The sequence below is a fragment of the Marinomonas phycocola genome (genome assembly GCF_047525455.1).
Lineage (GTDB): Bacteria > Pseudomonadota > Gammaproteobacteria > Pseudomonadales > Marinomonadaceae > Marinomonas.
The window spans coordinates 58,115-73,336 of the sequence record NZ_JBLIXL010000007.1; the positions used below are offsets into that span (position 1 = coordinate 58,115).

The 15,222-nt window shown below is 39.9% G+C and carries 16 protein-coding genes; 13 read left to right on the forward strand and 3 right to left on the reverse strand.

Features of this window, described 5'->3' with window-relative positions:
• Positions 1–17: 17 nt before the first annotated feature.
• From hisF to gshA, 3 genes are all read left to right on the forward strand, one after another.
• Positions 18–791: an imidazole glycerol phosphate synthase subunit HisF gene (hisF, locus tag ACMUMJ_RS07210; RefSeq protein WP_414678138.1), complete on the forward strand. Its 774-nt coding sequence runs from the start codon at positions 18–20 to the stop codon at positions 789–791.
• Positions 792–1,148: 357 nt separating this feature from the next.
• Positions 1,149–1,568: a hypothetical protein gene (locus tag ACMUMJ_RS07215; protein ID WP_414678139.1), complete on the forward strand. Its 420-nt coding sequence runs from the start codon at positions 1,149–1,151 to the stop codon at positions 1,566–1,568.
• 183 nt (positions 1,569–1,751) lie between these two features.
• Complete coding sequence (gene gshA, locus ACMUMJ_RS07220) at positions 1,752–3,446, forward strand: glutamate--cysteine ligase (protein WP_414678140.1); 1,695 nt, start codon at positions 1,752–1,754, stop codon at positions 3,444–3,446.
• 68 nt (positions 3,447–3,514) lie between these two features.
• On the opposite strand, the gene yihA is transcribed toward gshA, so the two are convergent.
• A complete protein-coding gene (gene yihA / locus ACMUMJ_RS07225; protein ID WP_414678141.1) occupies positions 3,515–4,141 on the reverse strand; it encodes a ribosome biogenesis GTP-binding protein YihA/YsxC in 627 nt (208 codons plus the stop codon).
• A gap of 209 nt (positions 4,142–4,350) precedes the next feature.
• Here yihA and ACMUMJ_RS07230 point away from each other — a divergent pair, with 209 nt between their 5' ends.
• The 10 genes from ACMUMJ_RS07230 to ACMUMJ_RS07275 all read left to right on the forward strand — a co-directional run bounded on the left by ACMUMJ_RS07230 (position 4,351) and on the right by ACMUMJ_RS07275 (position 12,754).
• Positions 4,351–4,953: a c-type cytochrome gene (locus ACMUMJ_RS07230; RefSeq protein WP_414678142.1), complete on the forward strand. Its 603-nt coding sequence runs from the start codon at positions 4,351–4,353 to the stop codon at positions 4,951–4,953.
• A gap of 220 nt (positions 4,954–5,173) precedes the next feature.
• Positions 5,174–5,797 (forward strand): thiol:disulfide interchange protein DsbA/DsbL, encoded by a 624-nt coding sequence (locus tag ACMUMJ_RS07235; RefSeq protein WP_414678143.1) that lies wholly within the window; start codon positions 5,174–5,176, stop codon positions 5,795–5,797.
• Positions 5,798–5,812: 15 nt separating this feature from the next.
• Entirely contained in the window at positions 5,813–7,354 is a 1,542-nt protein-coding gene (locus ACMUMJ_RS07240) for a GGDEF domain-containing protein (protein ID WP_414678144.1), read from the forward strand.
• 148 nt (positions 7,355–7,502) lie between these two features.
• On the forward strand, positions 7,503–8,258 hold the full coding sequence (ubiE, locus tag ACMUMJ_RS07245) for a bifunctional demethylmenaquinone methyltransferase/2-methoxy-6-polyprenyl-1,4-benzoquinol methylase UbiE (protein WP_414678145.1): 756 nt from the start codon (positions 7,503–7,505) through the stop codon (positions 8,256–8,258).
• A gap of 2 nt (positions 8,259–8,260) precedes the next feature.
• Positions 8,261–9,904 carry a ubiquinone biosynthesis regulatory protein kinase UbiB gene (ubiB, locus tag ACMUMJ_RS07250; RefSeq protein WP_414678147.1) on the forward strand — a complete coding sequence of 548 codons (1,644 nt, stop codon included), beginning with the start codon at positions 8,261–8,263 and terminating at the stop codon, positions 9,902–9,904.
• A gap of 16 nt (positions 9,905–9,920) precedes the next feature.
• Positions 9,921–10,253 (forward strand): phosphoribosyl-ATP diphosphatase, encoded by a 333-nt coding sequence (locus tag ACMUMJ_RS07255; protein ID WP_414678148.1) that lies wholly within the window; start codon positions 9,921–9,923, stop codon positions 10,251–10,253.
• A 10-nt stretch (positions 10,254–10,263) separates the two neighbouring features.
• Positions 10,264–10,476 (forward strand): Sec-independent protein translocase subunit TatA, encoded by a 213-nt coding sequence (gene tatA, locus ACMUMJ_RS07260; RefSeq protein WP_414678149.1) that lies wholly within the window; start codon positions 10,264–10,266, stop codon positions 10,474–10,476.
• A gap of 3 nt (positions 10,477–10,479) precedes the next feature.
• The gene (gene tatB, locus ACMUMJ_RS07265; protein WP_414678150.1) at positions 10,480–10,884 is read left to right on the forward strand and encodes a Sec-independent protein translocase protein TatB; all 405 of its coding nucleotides are present in this window, start codon (positions 10,480–10,482) and stop codon (positions 10,882–10,884) included.
• Positions 10,885–10,922: 38 nt separating this feature from the next.
• The gene (gene tatC / locus ACMUMJ_RS07270; protein WP_414678151.1) at positions 10,923–11,690 is read left to right on the forward strand and encodes a twin-arginine translocase subunit TatC; all 768 of its coding nucleotides are present in this window, start codon (positions 10,923–10,925) and stop codon (positions 11,688–11,690) included.
• A 203-nt stretch (positions 11,691–11,893) separates the two neighbouring features.
• The gene (locus tag ACMUMJ_RS07275; protein WP_414678152.1) at positions 11,894–12,754 is read left to right on the forward strand and encodes a TauD/TfdA family dioxygenase; all 861 of its coding nucleotides are present in this window, start codon (positions 11,894–11,896) and stop codon (positions 12,752–12,754) included.
• 245 nt (positions 12,755–12,999) lie between these two features.
• On the opposite strand, the gene dtd is transcribed toward ACMUMJ_RS07275, so the two are convergent.
• Positions 13,000–13,434 (reverse strand): D-aminoacyl-tRNA deacylase, encoded by a 435-nt coding sequence (gene dtd, locus ACMUMJ_RS07280; protein ID WP_414678153.1) that lies wholly within the window; start codon positions 13,432–13,434, stop codon positions 13,000–13,002.
• Between the two features lie 151 nt (positions 13,435–13,585).
• Positions 13,586–15,217, reverse strand: a complete 1,632-nt coding sequence (locus ACMUMJ_RS07285) for a GMC family oxidoreductase (protein ID WP_414678154.1) — start codon at positions 15,215–15,217, stop codon at positions 13,586–13,588.
• Between the last annotated feature and the right edge of the window lie 5 nt (positions 15,218–15,222).

Consider the following 15,222-nt stretch of genomic DNA (forward strand, 5'->3'; position numbering starts at 1 on the left):
ATTTTAGGAGCCGAAAAATGGGCTTAGCAAAACGCATCATTCCTTGCCTTGATGTTGACAATGGCCGTGTTGTAAAAGGCGTTCAATTCCTTGACATCCGAGATGCGGGAGACCCTGTTGAAGTAGCCAAGAGATACAATGAACAAGGTGCCGATGAGATTACTTTTTTAGACATCACCGCCAGTTCAGATGACAGAGCAACCACCGTGCATATGGTTGAGGCCATTGCCAGTGAAGTTTTTATACCCTTAACCGTCGGTGGCGGCATCCGCACTTGTGATGATATACGACTCATGTTGAATGCAGGCGCCGATAAAGTTGGCATTAACACAGCGGCGGTATTTAATCCTGAATTTGTACGAGAAGCCGCTCAGCGCTTTGGCTCGCAATGCATTGTTGTTGCTATTGATGCAAAAAAAGTCAGCAAAGAAGGTGAAGCAGACAAATGGGAAATATTCACTCATGGTGGCAGAAAACCTACGGGGCTTGATGCTGTTGAATGGGCGAAGAAAATGGTCAAGTTCGGTGCAGGTGAAATTCTGTTAACCAGCATGGATCGTGATGGTACAAAGAATGGTTTTGATCTTGGAGTCACACGTGCGATTAGCGAAGCCGTGCATGTTCCGGTCATTGCCTCTGGTGGTGTTGGCAATTTAGACCACTTAGTTGATGGCATAAAAGAAGGCAAAGCGGATGCGGTTCTTGCTGCAAGTATTTTTCATTTCGCAGAGTACAGCATTCAAGAAGCCAAAGAAAAGATGCAAACAGCCGGAATAGAAATGCGCTTATAAAACAAGCTAATCCATCAATATATAACTCATCAAAAAACATCTATTTTTTAAATAGTAGATGTTTTTTTCCTCTCCATGCTAATTTTAATAGTCGGCTCATACTTCTCTGACGTTCACATTACGTCTCAGCATGTGAAATGTCATGATAAATCCCGCCAATCTGACATTTCTTACTTATTAAAACCTTAATTCTTTCTCACAGCGTAAAAACCAAGATAATACTTTGAATGGTTTATTCATCCTATTGAGTGACATGCGTTTTTCTTTAGACTACGCCGCTTGCTCATTCAGACTATCTGGTATTCCTCGTCGGAATATCTTTTAGAAATCATTTTTTACACAATATAAGGTTTTGCTATGAATACTGTATCCGTACCACAAGAAAAACTAAGCTGGGTGTTATTTGGTATACGCGCAAGTGTTTTTCTTGTTTTTATCATGTGGACGTTGGATAAATTCGTCCATCCCGAGCATACTGCGGCTGTTTTCAAAGCCTTTTACGCCATTTCCGATATTAACCCTTCTATTATCTTACTCATTGGCATAATACAAGCAATTATCGTTCTCAGTTTTTTGGTAGGCTTTCAAAAACGCTGGATGACTTTGACTATCCTAATTCTTCACCTAGGGTCAACTATTGCACCGATGGCACGCTATTTCGATCCATTTGCTAATCTTTTATTTTTTGCGGCTTGGCCTATTCTAGCGGGCATTGTGACACTTTATGTTTTACGTGATTTCGATACAAAGTTCTCAATTGACAAACCGATAAAGTAAAAAACAAATAAAAAGCGTGGATTCATCTACATAAGCAATTGAATTCACGCTTTTATTCATACAAAACATACTTATCTAACTATCGTTATTTTTAAACCTCATCCTCATATATCGAACTCCGTATTACCACTGCGTACTGTTACAAGTAATAAATAATGGCTAAATCACCCCACGTAATCAGCAATGAATGTGGAAACTATTCCTTCCTCTATTGATGCTACGATTCACACAAGAGTACAATCAGCAAAACCGTTATTAAACGCCTTACGTAAGAAGGAAAACAATTTGACTACTCCGCTTTCCAATGCCTTAACGGCACTCGATTTATTCTGTGAGAAGAACATCGACGCGACACCATTAACCTTCCACCGAGGCGTTGAGCGTGAAGCCTTGAGGGTCAAAAAAAGTAACGGAAGAATCTCTCACCTTCCACACCCAAAAGCATTAGGGTCGGCTCTCACTCACGGATCAATTACTACTGATTATTCAGAATCATTAATGGAATTCATCACAGGCGTACATCCAAGTGTAGAAGAGGTTATTTCTGAATTAAAAACCATTCACCACGTTGTTAACCATACACTATCAAAACAAGATGAATGTTTGTGGCCTGCTAGCATGCCATGTTACTTAGACGATAATACCGACGTCCCAATTGCAGATTATGGTACATCCAACGTAGGTAAATTAAAGTACGTATATAGAGAAGGTTTATCAAATCGTTATGGTCGCATAATGCAATGCATTGCAGGTATGCACTATAATTTCTCTTTCGACAACAGCTTTTGGCACTTCTTACAATCTTATAGGACAGAGTCACGAACAAATGAATCATTACAAGATTTTAAATCCAACAACTACTTTGCATTAATTCGTAATTTTAGACGCAATTCTTGGTTGCTCTCTTATTTGTTTGGCGCGTCACCTGCCGTAGATGCAAGTTTTTTCACTAAAGGTACGGACAAGTTACAGACACTGGGCACAGATACTTATTATGGAAAGCACGCAACCTCACTTCGTATGAGTGATCTTGGTTATCAAAATAACGCTCAAGCGGACTTGTTTGTCTGCTATAACGAAGTGGGTACTTACATAGATACGCTGAAACAAGCCCTTAAGACCCCTTATGCAAAGTATCAAGACATTGGATTAAAAGTCGAAGGGGAATATCGGCAGTTAAACACCAATATTCTTCAAATCGAAAACGAATATTACAGCGATATTAGACCTAAAAGGGTCGCAAAGCCCGGTGAACACCCAAGTACAGCCCTTCATGCACGAGGTGTTGAATACATTGAAGTGCGTATCATGGACATTGACCCGTTTTCACCTATCGGAATGAACGAAGATACCTTATATTTCATCGATGTTTTCTTAGTCTTTTGTATGTTGGCTGGCGACAGTCAATTAGAAGAAGAAGAATGCCACGCCCTTAGGGATCTCCAACAAGAAATCGCAACACATGGTCGAGACAACAATTACTTATTCGACTTTGGAAAAGGCAAAGTACCATTACAAACTCAGGGCCTAGATCTACTTAATGAACTCAAAAAAGTTGCCGAGTTTTTAACTGCTAAAACAGGTAATGAGAATTATCTACTCTCAATCGAAAAAGAAATTTCTGTCTTTAACGCCCCAACCAATTTACCTTCCAATAAAATATTAGCTTTGACAGAAAATGCCTCTGGATATAAAACAGCCATGTTGGAATTGGCAAACAGTCAACAAGAAGGTTGGTTAACGACACAACTCCCTAATGAAATAGCAAAGAAATTCTCTCAATTAGCGGAAGAATCATTGAAAAATCAACTAGATATTGAATCCTCTGACGAGATGGACTTTGATACTTACTTAACCGAATACTTACAGCCACAATAAAAAAATGGGGCTGATATGCTTTATATCAGCCCCATTTTTAGAGTATTCGATGGAGGTTTCAAGAGAGTTTACTCTTTAGTAAATTCGCCTAACTCTAACCACTCTCCAAGCTTCATTCTTAACTCATCTAAACCTTCACCAGAAAGCCCTGAAAAAGTCTGTACTGATCCGATCACGCCACGATCATTTAAGTTCCTCTGAACTCTCAACATCGTCGATTTGGCAGGACCTCGCTTTAACTTATCTGATTTTGTTAATAAAACATGCACCGGCATTTTATTCGCTTGAGCCCAATCTAGCATTAATTCATCGAACTCTTTTAGTGGATGACGGATGTCCATCACCAAAACAAATCCAATCAATGAATGTCGATTCATTAAATAGTCTTGCATATGAGCCTGCCAATTTACCTTCATAGCAATAGGCACTTTAGCAAAACCATAACCTGGCAAATCAATTAGCCGTCTGTTTTCAACATTTAAGCCAAAGCAATTAATCAGCTGAGTTCGACCTGGTGTCTTAGATGTTCTTGCTAATTTCTTTTGGTCAGTCAATGTATTCAGTGCCGTAGATTTGCCAGCATTCGACCGGCCAGCAAATGCGACCTCGAAACCTTGGTCAACAGGGCACTGGGACAGTTTCTCAGCACTTTTAATAAAATGAGCTGAGTGAAAAATAGGATCAAAGGGGGTCATAAGTTGATATTCGTCAATAGAGTCTGATTAGCGTTCACGTTTTTCATTTGGTTGTATATAATGCCTTCTAAATTGTTTATTTACCATGCTTTAACTCGGTACTTCTTGATTACTCTAGTGCAGTAGGTAAGTATACAGACCATATATAGGTTTATTTTGTCATGCCAGTCAAAATAAACGCATTTTTATCGATATTTCAGGGGCAGCGAATGAAAAAAGTAATAGTAGGTATGTTGATCTCAATTGGAGCAACTTCAGTAGCTATGGCGGAAGGCAATGCCGAAGCTGGAAAAGAATTGACCGCTGTTTGCGCTGCGTGTCATGCCACAGACGGCAACAGCCTAGCGCCTAGTTTTCCAAAACTCGCTGGCCAGCAAGAAAAATACCTTCTGAAACAATTAAACGATATTAAGTCTGGTAGTCGTCCTGTTGCTCAAATGACAGGCTTACTTGATAACTTAACAAAAGAAAATTTGGCTGATATTGCTGCTTATTTTGCAAGTAACCCCACTGTTATTGGCCAAGCAGACCCTGAATTAGTTGCAGCAGGTGAAGCTATTTATCGTACAGGTAATCCAAAAACAGGCGTTCCAGCTTGTACCGCGTGCCATGGGCCAGCAGGAAAAGGTCTAGGGTCAGCCGCGTTTCCAGCCTTAAGTGGACAACATGCAGATTATACTAACGCGCAATTAAAATCTTTCCAGAAAGGTGAACGTGCAAACGACCCCTCTAAAATCATGAGAGACATTGCGTTTAAAATGAATGATCGTGAAATTGAAGCTGTGTCCAGCTACATTCAGGGTTTATATTAGGGCTGATAGCAAAATCTAATGTTTTATAAGGGCATAATAGTCAGAAAGCATGATTCACGAAGCCTCTCTTGACAGGATGTTTAGGAGGGGTCGTCGTAAACATTACGTAAAGTTAACGAAAACAACCGCTTTTAACGCCTATGTAATGTCAAAATCTAGGTAAAATTTCTACGAAAAATTCGTACAACTATTTGCTTAATAACATTATTTGGAGAATACAATGAAAAGATTGTTGATATCGCTTGTACTTGCTTTTGTTTTACCGGCACTCGCCCTTGCAGCTGAATACAGCCCAGGAAACGGCTACACACTTATAAAAACACCGGTAAGAACAGCATCACCTGATAAGATAGAAGTCGTTGAAATCTTTTGGTACGGCTGCCCACATTGTTTTGCATTAGAACCGTTAACGCACGCATGGTTAGCAGACCTACCTAGCGATGTTGATTTTAAATTCACTCCAGCCGTTTTTGGTCGTAATTGGCTTGCTCACGCAAAAGCTTATCATATTGCTGATATTCTTGATGTTTTAGATAAAACACATATGGCTCTATTTAACAGCATACATTTAGACAAACGTCGTCTAAACTCAGAAGACGATTTAGCAGAGTTTTTTGCTCAGCATGGTGTTAGTAAAGCCGAGTTTAAAAAGCAATATAATTCTTTCGCAGTTAATAGTCGCTTAAAACAAGCTGATGCAAAAATTAGAGCGTACGGTGCTCGTGGTGTACCTGGTTTGATTGTGAATGGAAAATATTTGGTAACGGCAGAAACAGCAAATGGTAGCAATAATATCTACAATGTCGTTGACTATCTAATTGAGCAAGAACGTAAAACAATGTAGTTAAAGAGAGGCAAAATGTCAGATCCAGCAACAACACAGCTGATAGAAGCACTCCGTAAGGCTGTTTCAAGAACAAGCATTATGGCAGAGGGCATCGACCCTCAGCTGGATCTGGCACTTAAAGAAATACGAAATATCATTACATCAAACATAGATGTGGATACAATGAACAAGGCATTAAAAGACCTTGAGCCAAAGTTATTACAAGCCGATAAAGCACGAGATTTACGCTCAAAAAAACTTCGTGACACTTTGCATGATTTGGTAGATCTATTAGAACACATTCTAGGTCACTCCGTACCGCAAAAACAAAAGAAAGATTTACTTACGAAAATACGTAGCAATTGGCAATATATTCACCAATGGCCAGATTTAATTGAATCTTATATCAACTTAATAGAAACGACCTTAGAGCAGTCTGCCGGAGAAAAAACGGAGAAACATTCACTTTTTCAAAAACTTTTTTCTAAAGAGGATAATAAGAACCAAGGAGCGTCAAACCAGGATTATACAAGTGTCGTATTAGATGTATCTCAAACACTCACCACCTTGTTAGACAATTTATCATTACCTGAAAACTTTGATGACCAAATCAGTGATATAAAATCTTTTCTCAATGAGTCCAAAGAGTTACAACACATTCCTAAAATGGTTGCAGAAACCACCAATTTAGCCATGATTGCGCTTGGAAAAAATCAGAAAGATTTGACCTCTTATTTAAGTCAGCTCAACTCCCAACTGGCTTCCATCAATGCCAGCATTGTCACCAGTTATAAAAGCCAAAAAACGCTAACAAATACACGCAATGATTTTAATTCAAATTTGCAACAACAAGTTGCTGACACTTCATCTCATGTATCTCAAGCCACTGATTTAGGCAGTTTGAAAAGCCTAATCGGAGAAAGATTAGGCACGATAGCCTCAACAATGGATCAATATCAGAAACAGATGATTGAGCAAGATAAACAAGCCGCTCAATCGATCTCCCAATTACGCAATAAAGTTAGTAGAATGGAGAAAGACGCCTCCACTCTACGCCTTAATTTGCAGCATAAATTGGCTCAAGCAATGACAGACAGCCTCACGAATCTACCCAACCGTGCCGCATACCAAGATTCAGTTTTACCTCTGTGTAATATAAACAAAAAAGCCAATACTCAACTGGCACTTGCGGTATGCGACATCGATCATTTTAAAAATGTAAATGACACGTGGGGGCATTTAGCAGGAGATAAAGTTCTGAGATTAATTCCTAGACAAATCCGCAGTGCTTTAACAGAAAAAGACATGGTGTTTCGCTACGGAGGAGAAGAGTTTGTCATATTAATATCCAATACCACCCCTGACGAAGCAAAAATGAAAATGGAAGCCATTCGTCAAGCTGTCGAAGAAATGCCATTTAATGTTCAAGGCCAACCAGTACCGATTACTATTTCTATTGGCATTGCTTTATTAACAGGCAACGAAACACATGAAGAGCTGTTTGAGCGTGCGGACAAAAACCTTTATGTTGCGAAAGAACAAGGTCGAAACCAAGTAATATTCAACTCTAACTAACACGTTTTTCTATAAAATTTAAATAGGTATCTAAATCATCTACAGATTAAGGTATCCTATCCAAGAATTGATGTATTTTTAAAAATACTGTGTTTTTTATTGAGTGTTGAATAATAAACACAGAACAGCCTTTTGATTGAGTTTAATTATGCAAGAGTCTTCAAGTAAAACCACACACTTTGGATTTAAAGAAATCCCTACCGATGAGAAAGTCGATGCGGTTGCTCAAGTATTCCATTCTGTTGCCGCAAAATACGACATTATGAATGACTTGATGTCAGGTGGTATTCACCGCCTTTGGAAAATGCACACTATTAACCAATCGGGTGTCCGATCTGGTCATCAAGTACTAGACATTGCAGGTGGAACGGGGGACTTAACCCTTAGGTTTTCTCGTATCGTCGGCTCTACTGGGCAAGTAGTACTGGCCGATATCAACGATTCAATGTTAAAAGTTGGGCGAGACAAGCTTGCAAATAAGGGCGTTGTTGGCAATGTAAAGTTTGCTCAAGCAAACGCAGAAGCACTGCCTTTCGCAGACAATACGTTTGACTGTATTACTATTGCGCTTGGTTTGAGAAACGTGACAGACAAAGATGCCGCTTTAAAATCAATGTATCGCGTTCTTAAACCTGGTGGAAGATTACTGGTATTAGAGTTTTCCAAGCCTGAATCTGGGTGCTTATCTACAATCTACGACCATTACTCTTTTAAACTTCTTCCTCTAATGGGTCAAATCATTGCTAATGATGCCGACAGTTATCGATATTTAGCAGAATCCATTCGTATGCACCCAGATCAAGAAACACTAAAAGACATGATGAGCAATGCAGGTTTCGAACGTACTTCTTATCAAAATCTCACTGGTGGTATCGTTGCTTTACACAAAGGGTTTAAATATTAATTATGTGGCAAAACCTAACACGTGCATGGCGCATTTTTTATGTCGTTATACGTTATCGACTAGACACTTTCATACCGCTTGATAAATTACCCTGGTTTATAAGATCGACTCTGGGTTACCTATCTTCTAAAGGAAGAGAAAAACTAACAGAGACCAGAGGAGAGCGTCTTCGTCTTGCTCTGGAAGACTTAGGCCCTATTTTTGTCAAATTCGGACAACTGCTATCCACTCGCCGTGATTTATTAGACGATGACTTAGCTGATCAACTGGCCAAACTGCAAGATAAAGTCCCTCCCTTTTCTGGAGAACAAGCAAAGCACATCATCGAAACAGCCTTACATACCCCAATTGATGAGCACTTTATCAACTTTTCTTTAGAACCACTTGCTTCTGCGTCCATCGCACAAGTACATACAGCCACACTTAAAACAGGCGAAGACGTTGTTATTAAAGTAATTCGCCCAAATATTGAACACACTATTAACCAAGATATCGGATTACTGTATAGCATCGCTAAGCTAATCAATAAGTACAGTAAGGATGGTCGTCGTCTAAAACCCATCGAAGTTGTAAACGACTACGAATACACCATTTTAGATGAGTTAGATCTTGCTAAAGAAGCAGCGAATACAGGTCTTCTACAACGAAACTTCCAAGATTCAGAACTTTTGTATGTTCCTCAGGTACATTGGGATTATTGCCGTAATAACATCATGGTAATTGAGCGTATTTCTGGTATTCCTGTTGCTAATATTGATGATCTTAATAACGCCAATGTTGACATGAAATGCTTGGCGGAAAGAGGAGTAGAAATCTTTTTCACTCAGGTATTTGATCACAGTTTTTTCCATGCGGACATGCACCCTGGCAACATTTTCGTTGACTCGAGTAAACCAGAATCACCAAAATACATTGCAATTGATTGCGCCATTATGGGCAGCTTAACCGATGAAGATAAAAGTTATTTAGCACGAAATCTCCTCGCATTTTTTGAAAGAGACTACCGTATGGTAGCTCAACTGCATGTTGAAAGTGGCTGGGTGCCAAAAGATACACCCGTTCATGCTTTTGAAACGGCCATTCGTAGTGTGTGTGAGCCAATGTTTGCAAAACCCCTGAAAGACATCTCTTTTGGTCAAGTTTTGATTGGACTGTTTCAAACGGCCAGACGCTTTAATATGGAAGTTCAGCCACAGCTCGTGTTATTAGAAAAGACATTGTTAAACATAGAAGGTCTAGGCAGACAACTGTATCCAGATCTAGATTTATGGGTGACCGCTAAACCATTTTTAGAAAAGTGGATGAAACGACAAATTGGCCCTCAACGAATCTGGGAGGAGCTAAAAAAACAAGCACCTGAGTGGGCAGGACAGTTTCCACAAATACCGAATCTTGTTTATTCAGCACTTGCCCAAGCCAGCCAACAAGAACAAAGGTCAAACGCTCAAACAATGGCAATACTCAGCCTCAATAAAGAGTTCAAACGTAACCGCCGTAACACCCCTTTTAAAGTATTAGGCATATTAAGCATAATTAGTGCTTGGATTGTATCGGATCCCGTTGCCTTAGAGCATTTAGCCAGTGCCGATATAATGAGCTTAGGACTTTTTATTGCAGGTATATACCTGCTAGTATTAAAACCGTAACATTTGAGAGCGTATAATGAGTACTGACATTTTAACCGAATTAGCTAAAACGCTTGAACAAAGGAAGTCTGAATCACCAGACACCTCTTATGTTGCTAGCTTACACGCTAAAGGCTTAAATAAAATCTTAGAAAAAGTGGGCGAAGAGAGTATTGAAACCATTCTTGCCGCAAAAGATGCAAACCACGCTGATAGCAAGAATCACCTTGTGTATGAAACAGCCGATTTGTGGTTCCACACTTTAGTCATGCTATCTCATTTAGATTTAGGTCCTGAAGACGTTCTAAATGAGCTTGCTCGTCGATTTAACTTATCTGGCTTAGATGAAAAAGCCAGTCGATCTCAGTAGGAGAAACATCATGCTTGGTGGTATTAGTATCTGGCAATTACTTATTGTATTAGCCATTCTTATCCTTATTTTTGGCACAAAAAAATTAAAAAATCTAGGCTCTGATTTGGGTGGTGCCGTGAAAGGTTTTAAAGAAGCGGTAAATAAGGAAGATGAAAATAAAGACGAACCTCAAGCTCAAAGCAAAACGATCGAAAACGATAAAAATGACAAGAGTGCATAATCTGTGTTTGATATAGGTTTCTCAGAACTTCTTATCGTTTTCATTGTGGGTCTACTAATCCTAGGCCCTGAACGTCTTCCCCATGCAGCAAAAACAGCGGGCTTATGGATCAGAAAAATCAAACGAAGTATTGGTTCTGTACAGCGTGAGATAAATGAACAGCTTGATCAAGAAGAGTTACAGCAAAAGATTCTAGAAACAAACAATCGGATTATGGCTGAATCCAATGCGATTCAAAATACCATTACTCCATTGCCTGAAAACCCAGATGAAAAAGAAAAGTATCAAGAAAAACAAGAATTTAAAACTCACGAGCCAGCAGATACGCCATTAGACACAAACACTGAAGCGGCAATACCTTCACAGTTATCTGATGAAACGAAAGTCGCTCAAACAGAAAAAACTTAGTTCTATTTATTAGACATTCATTACAGGGCGCCTCTCTAATGAGTCATAACAGTACCACGTCTCCAACTCCTTTAGTTTCTCATTTAATTGAATTACGCAATCGTTTATTAAAAACCGTTGTGGTTATTTTAGTCTTGTTTCTTGGGCTGTACGTTTTTGCCAATGATCTTTATTTAATTGTGTCTGAGCCATTGAGACTCCTATTACCAGAGGGAAGTTCTCTTATTGCAACCGAAGTGGCATCCCCATTCCTTGCACCATTAAAACTAACATTTGCTATTGCGGTATTATTGTCTATTCCGTTTACTCTTTATCAAGTATGGGCATTCATTGCGCCAGCCTTGTATAAAAATGAAAAGCAGATCGCTATCCCCTTATTAATCTCCAGTATTTTTTTGTTTTACGCAGGCATTGTGTTCGCTTACTACATTGTGTTGCCTCTCATATTCGGCTTTTTTACTTCCATTGGCCCAAGTGAAGTCACTGTCATGACAGACATAAACCACTACTTAAACTTTGTGTTGAAGTTATTTTTTGCGTTCGGAGCAACGTTTGAAATACCTGTTGCCACTTACCTATTGATCAAAGCAGGTGTTACCAGCGTGAAAGCCCTATCAGCCAAACGCCCTTATATCATTCTAGGGTGCTTTGTAATGGGAATGCTGCTTACGCCTCCTGATATTTTCTCTCAAACCTTATTAGCCATTCCTATGTGGTTATTGTTTGAAGTTGGACTTATCGCTGGACGCTCTGTTCCAGTAGAAGAAGAGACCGCTGAGCAACCAAATTTAAAAGAAACGTCATAATAAATTATTAACTAACAAAAAAGAGAAGCATCGCTTCTCTTTTTTTATACCTATACTCCCGTATTTTCTCTATTTCCTCCTTAAAATGACGTCTATGTATAAAAGATAGTCGACTTAGTATCACGAATAAAACACGAGCGTACTATAAGATAATTCAACAACGGCTCCAAAAAAAACACTGAATTATTATCTAGGATAACGTGATGCAAGCACTTGATAATCAAAACGAATTGGCGTCTTTTACACCCTATCCAATCAAACAACGTCCTGTTGCAATAGAATTAGGTGACGATTCATTAACCCTCCAATGGGATGATGGTCATCACAGTGAATTCCATTATCTATGGCTTAGAGACAATTGTCAGTGTTCTCAATGTGTGACTTATCTAACGAGAGAACAAGTGTTTGAAATTTGTGATGCACCTCTGACTATAAAACCGGTAAAAGCATCCCTCTCTGATGAACACAGACTTGTAATTGAGTGGGATCATGAACAACATATCAGCCAATTCCACCCTGGTTGGTTACGTGCTCACTGTTACAGTGAGTCAAGCTTAGCAGAGAAGCAATGGGTACCTAAAATATGGGATAAAGCCAGTATTACTCAAGAGCTTGCAACTTATCAATATCACAATGTTATGCAATCCGATGCCGAGCTACTTAACTGGCTTCGCGATCTGAATGAATATGGTCTTACCCTGATTCAACAGGTCGATACCGCACCAGAAACCGTTGTAAAAGTAGCCAATCGTATTTCTTTTATCCGTGAAACCAATTTTGGTACTGTCTTCAATGTCCGCGCTAAAATGAATACCAACAGTGCGGCTTATACAGACCTACGCTTACCTCTACATACAGACTTACCGACTAGAGAGTTACAACCGGGATTGCAATTTCTGCATTGTTTAGTCAATGACGCAACTGGAGGAGAGTCTATCTTAGTCAATGGATTTAAAATTGCGAAACACATGCAAGAAAATTACCCTGAGGACTTTCATAACTTAAGTTCGATTCCGATGTCATTTGGATATAAAAGAACACAGAGCCGCGCCTTTCCTACCTGAAACACTCGCCATTGTTGAAAAAATGCACACATCGCACGCCTTGCTTCCAGCGCCTGATAACGCAGGTAATGGCATCCGTTTAAAGCGCAAAAAATAAATATAAAAAAGAAGAAGCAAAAGAAGACACCTGATAGATGCCTTCTTTTTCAGGTCTAAATACAGTATCAAACTTCTAAAAAGTCATTAATCCAACATAAAAGTCACAGGGCCGTCATTAATCCAACATAAAAGTCACAGGGCCGTCATTAATCCAACATAAAAGTCACAGGGCCGTCATTAATAAGGCTAACCTGCATATCCGCACCAAACTGCCCTGTTTCCACGTTATCGTGCTGTTTTCGCACCATTTCAACGAAGATATTAAACAAGCGTTCCGCCTCGGTAGGTATCGCTGCTGTTGAAAATCCGGGTCTTAGACCTTTCTTTGTTTCTGCCGCGAGAGTAAACTGAGAAACAAGTAACACACCGCCCTCTGCTTGTTTAACGTTTAAATTCATTTTTCCATCTTCATCACTGAACATTCGGTATTTTAATAACTTGTCAGCTAATCGCTGCAAATCCGCTTCTGTGTCCGCCTTTTCAATACCAACTAATACCATTTGACCGTGCTCAATGGCCCCGATTACTTTACCCTCTACGGTAACACTCGCATTTTTTGCTCTCTGTACTAATAACTTCATTACCATTCCTTAACAGGGTTCTAATATACTAGCGATTGCTCATGTACTCGCGGTGCTAATGTACGATTAAACTGTGTTACACCATAAATCAAGCCCACAAAAAAAGCATCCGAAGACGCTTTTGAGTATTTATATCTAAGATAAGGCGGCATTAATGGTTAGCATCACTCAATATCATACGAGCCCCTTTCTCTGCAATCATCATAGAAGGGGAAGAGGTATTACCGCTAATCAAAGTCGGCATAATAGACGCATCGATCACTCTCACGTTTTTTAAACCTCTTACTTTTAATGATTCAGGGTCAACGACCGACATCTCATCTATTCCCATTTTACAGGTTCCAACAGGGTGATACACAGTGCTGGCGGTATCACGTAAATAGTGCACGATCTCTTCGTCTGTTTGAACCGCTGCACCAGGAGCCATTTCTATTCCACGAATTTCGTCAAATTCAGGGGATGCCAATATCTCTCGGGCTTTTTTAATGCCTTCCACCAATACTTGCTGATCTCGTTCATCAGAGAAAAAGTTATGATCAATTAACACCTGCCGATGAGTACCGTCTTTCGCCAGTTTTACGGACCCTTTACTCCTTGGACGCAATACACAAGTAAAGACAGAATAACCATGGCCAAATTCAAACTTCTTACCACGATGGCTACGATACAACGGCGTAAAGTGAAACTGGATATCCGGGGCCGCATCGGCTGAACCCTGCACGGCTATTTCAGCGAACTTCGTTTTAGCAAAACCACCCGCTTCAACGTAATTGGTTGTTAACCAACCTTTACGTTGCAGTGCGTATTTAATCGGAGCCAATACAACATGAGGCAACAAAGAATGCAAAGACACACCTATCGTAGCAGGCGTTTTCGCTCTGACCGTCACCATGCTATCAATGTGGTCTTGCAAGTTTTCACCCACACCAGGTAAATCAAGTTGGCACTTTATGCCTAGCGCTTCCAATTCTGCTTTATTTCCAATACCAGACGCTAATAAAATCCTCGGAGAGACAATGCTACCTGACGATACAATCACTTCTTTATTCGCTAATATCTGTTTCACACTACCGTCAGACTCAGCATTCACGCCTTTCGCCAGATCTCCGTCTAATATCAAAGAAAGGACATCAGTATGGGTTAATATGGTTAAATTGTTACGTGATAACACAGGTTCAACAAAAGCACGGTAACTGCTGACTCTCTGACCTTCATTTTGATTCACGTCGTACACACCTAAACCAAATTGAGTCGGCCCATTAAAATCCGTATTTTCAGGAAGTGACGCAGCCGCACCAGCTTTAATAAACCGAGTGCATACTGAATGAGGATCTTGCTGTTTTGTAACCATCAATTCACCATTAAAGCCATGATACTCCGCAGCTTGATGACTTTGATTCGCTTCTAGTGCTTTAAAGACGGGCAATACCTCTTGATAAGACCAACCTTTACAGCCTAATGCCTCCCAGCCATTATAATCATTCTGATTGCCACGGATATACACCATACTGTTAATCGCCGTTGACCCACCTAAGGTTTTACCTCGATTCACCATCATTTTACGATTGTGCAAATGCGTTTGTGGTATGCCTTCAAAAGCATAATCGTATTTTTTATTGCCATAAAGACCAAAAATTCCAGCCGGAATCGTTATCCACGGACTGTTACTGTTGCCACCGGCTTCAATAAGACAAACACTGACGTTAGGGTCTGCACTTAAGCGATTGGCCAACACACAACCCGCGGCACCCGCGCCAACAATAATGTAATCGTAAGCGTTCATCGCAT

Excerpts from the sequence above, each read along its gene's own strand:
- hisF (WP_414678138.1), top strand. The coding sequence starts at position 18 with ATGGGCTTAGCAAAACGCATCATTCCTTGCCTTGATGTTGACAATGGC.
- ACMUMJ_RS07215 (WP_414678139.1), top strand. The coding sequence starts at position 1,149 with ATGAATACTGTATCCGTACCACAAGAAAAACTAAGCTGGGTGTTATTT.
- gshA (WP_414678140.1), top strand. The coding sequence starts at position 1,752 with ATGAATGTGGAAACTATTCCTTCCTCTATTGATGCTACGATTCACACA.
- yihA (WP_414678141.1), bottom strand. The coding sequence starts at position 4,141 with ATGACCCCCTTTGATCCTATTTTTCACTCAGCTCATTTTATTAAAAGT.
- ACMUMJ_RS07230 (WP_414678142.1), top strand. The coding sequence starts at position 4,351 with ATGAAAAAAGTAATAGTAGGTATGTTGATCTCAATTGGAGCAACTTCA.
- ACMUMJ_RS07235 (WP_414678143.1), top strand. The coding sequence starts at position 5,174 with ATGAAAAGATTGTTGATATCGCTTGTACTTGCTTTTGTTTTACCGGCA.
- ACMUMJ_RS07240 (WP_414678144.1), top strand. The coding sequence starts at position 5,813 with ATGTCAGATCCAGCAACAACACAGCTGATAGAAGCACTCCGTAAGGCT.
- ubiE (WP_414678145.1), top strand. The coding sequence starts at position 7,503 with ATGCAAGAGTCTTCAAGTAAAACCACACACTTTGGATTTAAAGAAATC.
- ubiB (WP_414678147.1), top strand. The coding sequence starts at position 8,261 with ATGTGGCAAAACCTAACACGTGCATGGCGCATTTTTTATGTCGTTATA.
- ACMUMJ_RS07255 (WP_414678148.1), top strand. The coding sequence starts at position 9,921 with ATGAGTACTGACATTTTAACCGAATTAGCTAAAACGCTTGAACAAAGG.
- tatA (WP_414678149.1), top strand. The coding sequence starts at position 10,264 with ATGCTTGGTGGTATTAGTATCTGGCAATTACTTATTGTATTAGCCATT.
- tatC (WP_414678151.1), top strand. The coding sequence starts at position 10,923 with ATGAGTCATAACAGTACCACGTCTCCAACTCCTTTAGTTTCTCATTTA.
- ACMUMJ_RS07275 (WP_414678152.1), top strand. The coding sequence starts at position 11,894 with ATGCAAGCACTTGATAATCAAAACGAATTGGCGTCTTTTACACCCTAT.
- dtd (WP_414678153.1), bottom strand. The coding sequence starts at position 13,434 with ATGAAGTTATTAGTACAGAGAGCAAAAAATGCGAGTGTTACCGTAGAG.
- ACMUMJ_RS07285 (WP_414678154.1), bottom strand. The coding sequence starts at position 15,217 with ATGAACGCTTACGATTACATTATTGTTGGCGCGGGTGCCGCGGGTTGT.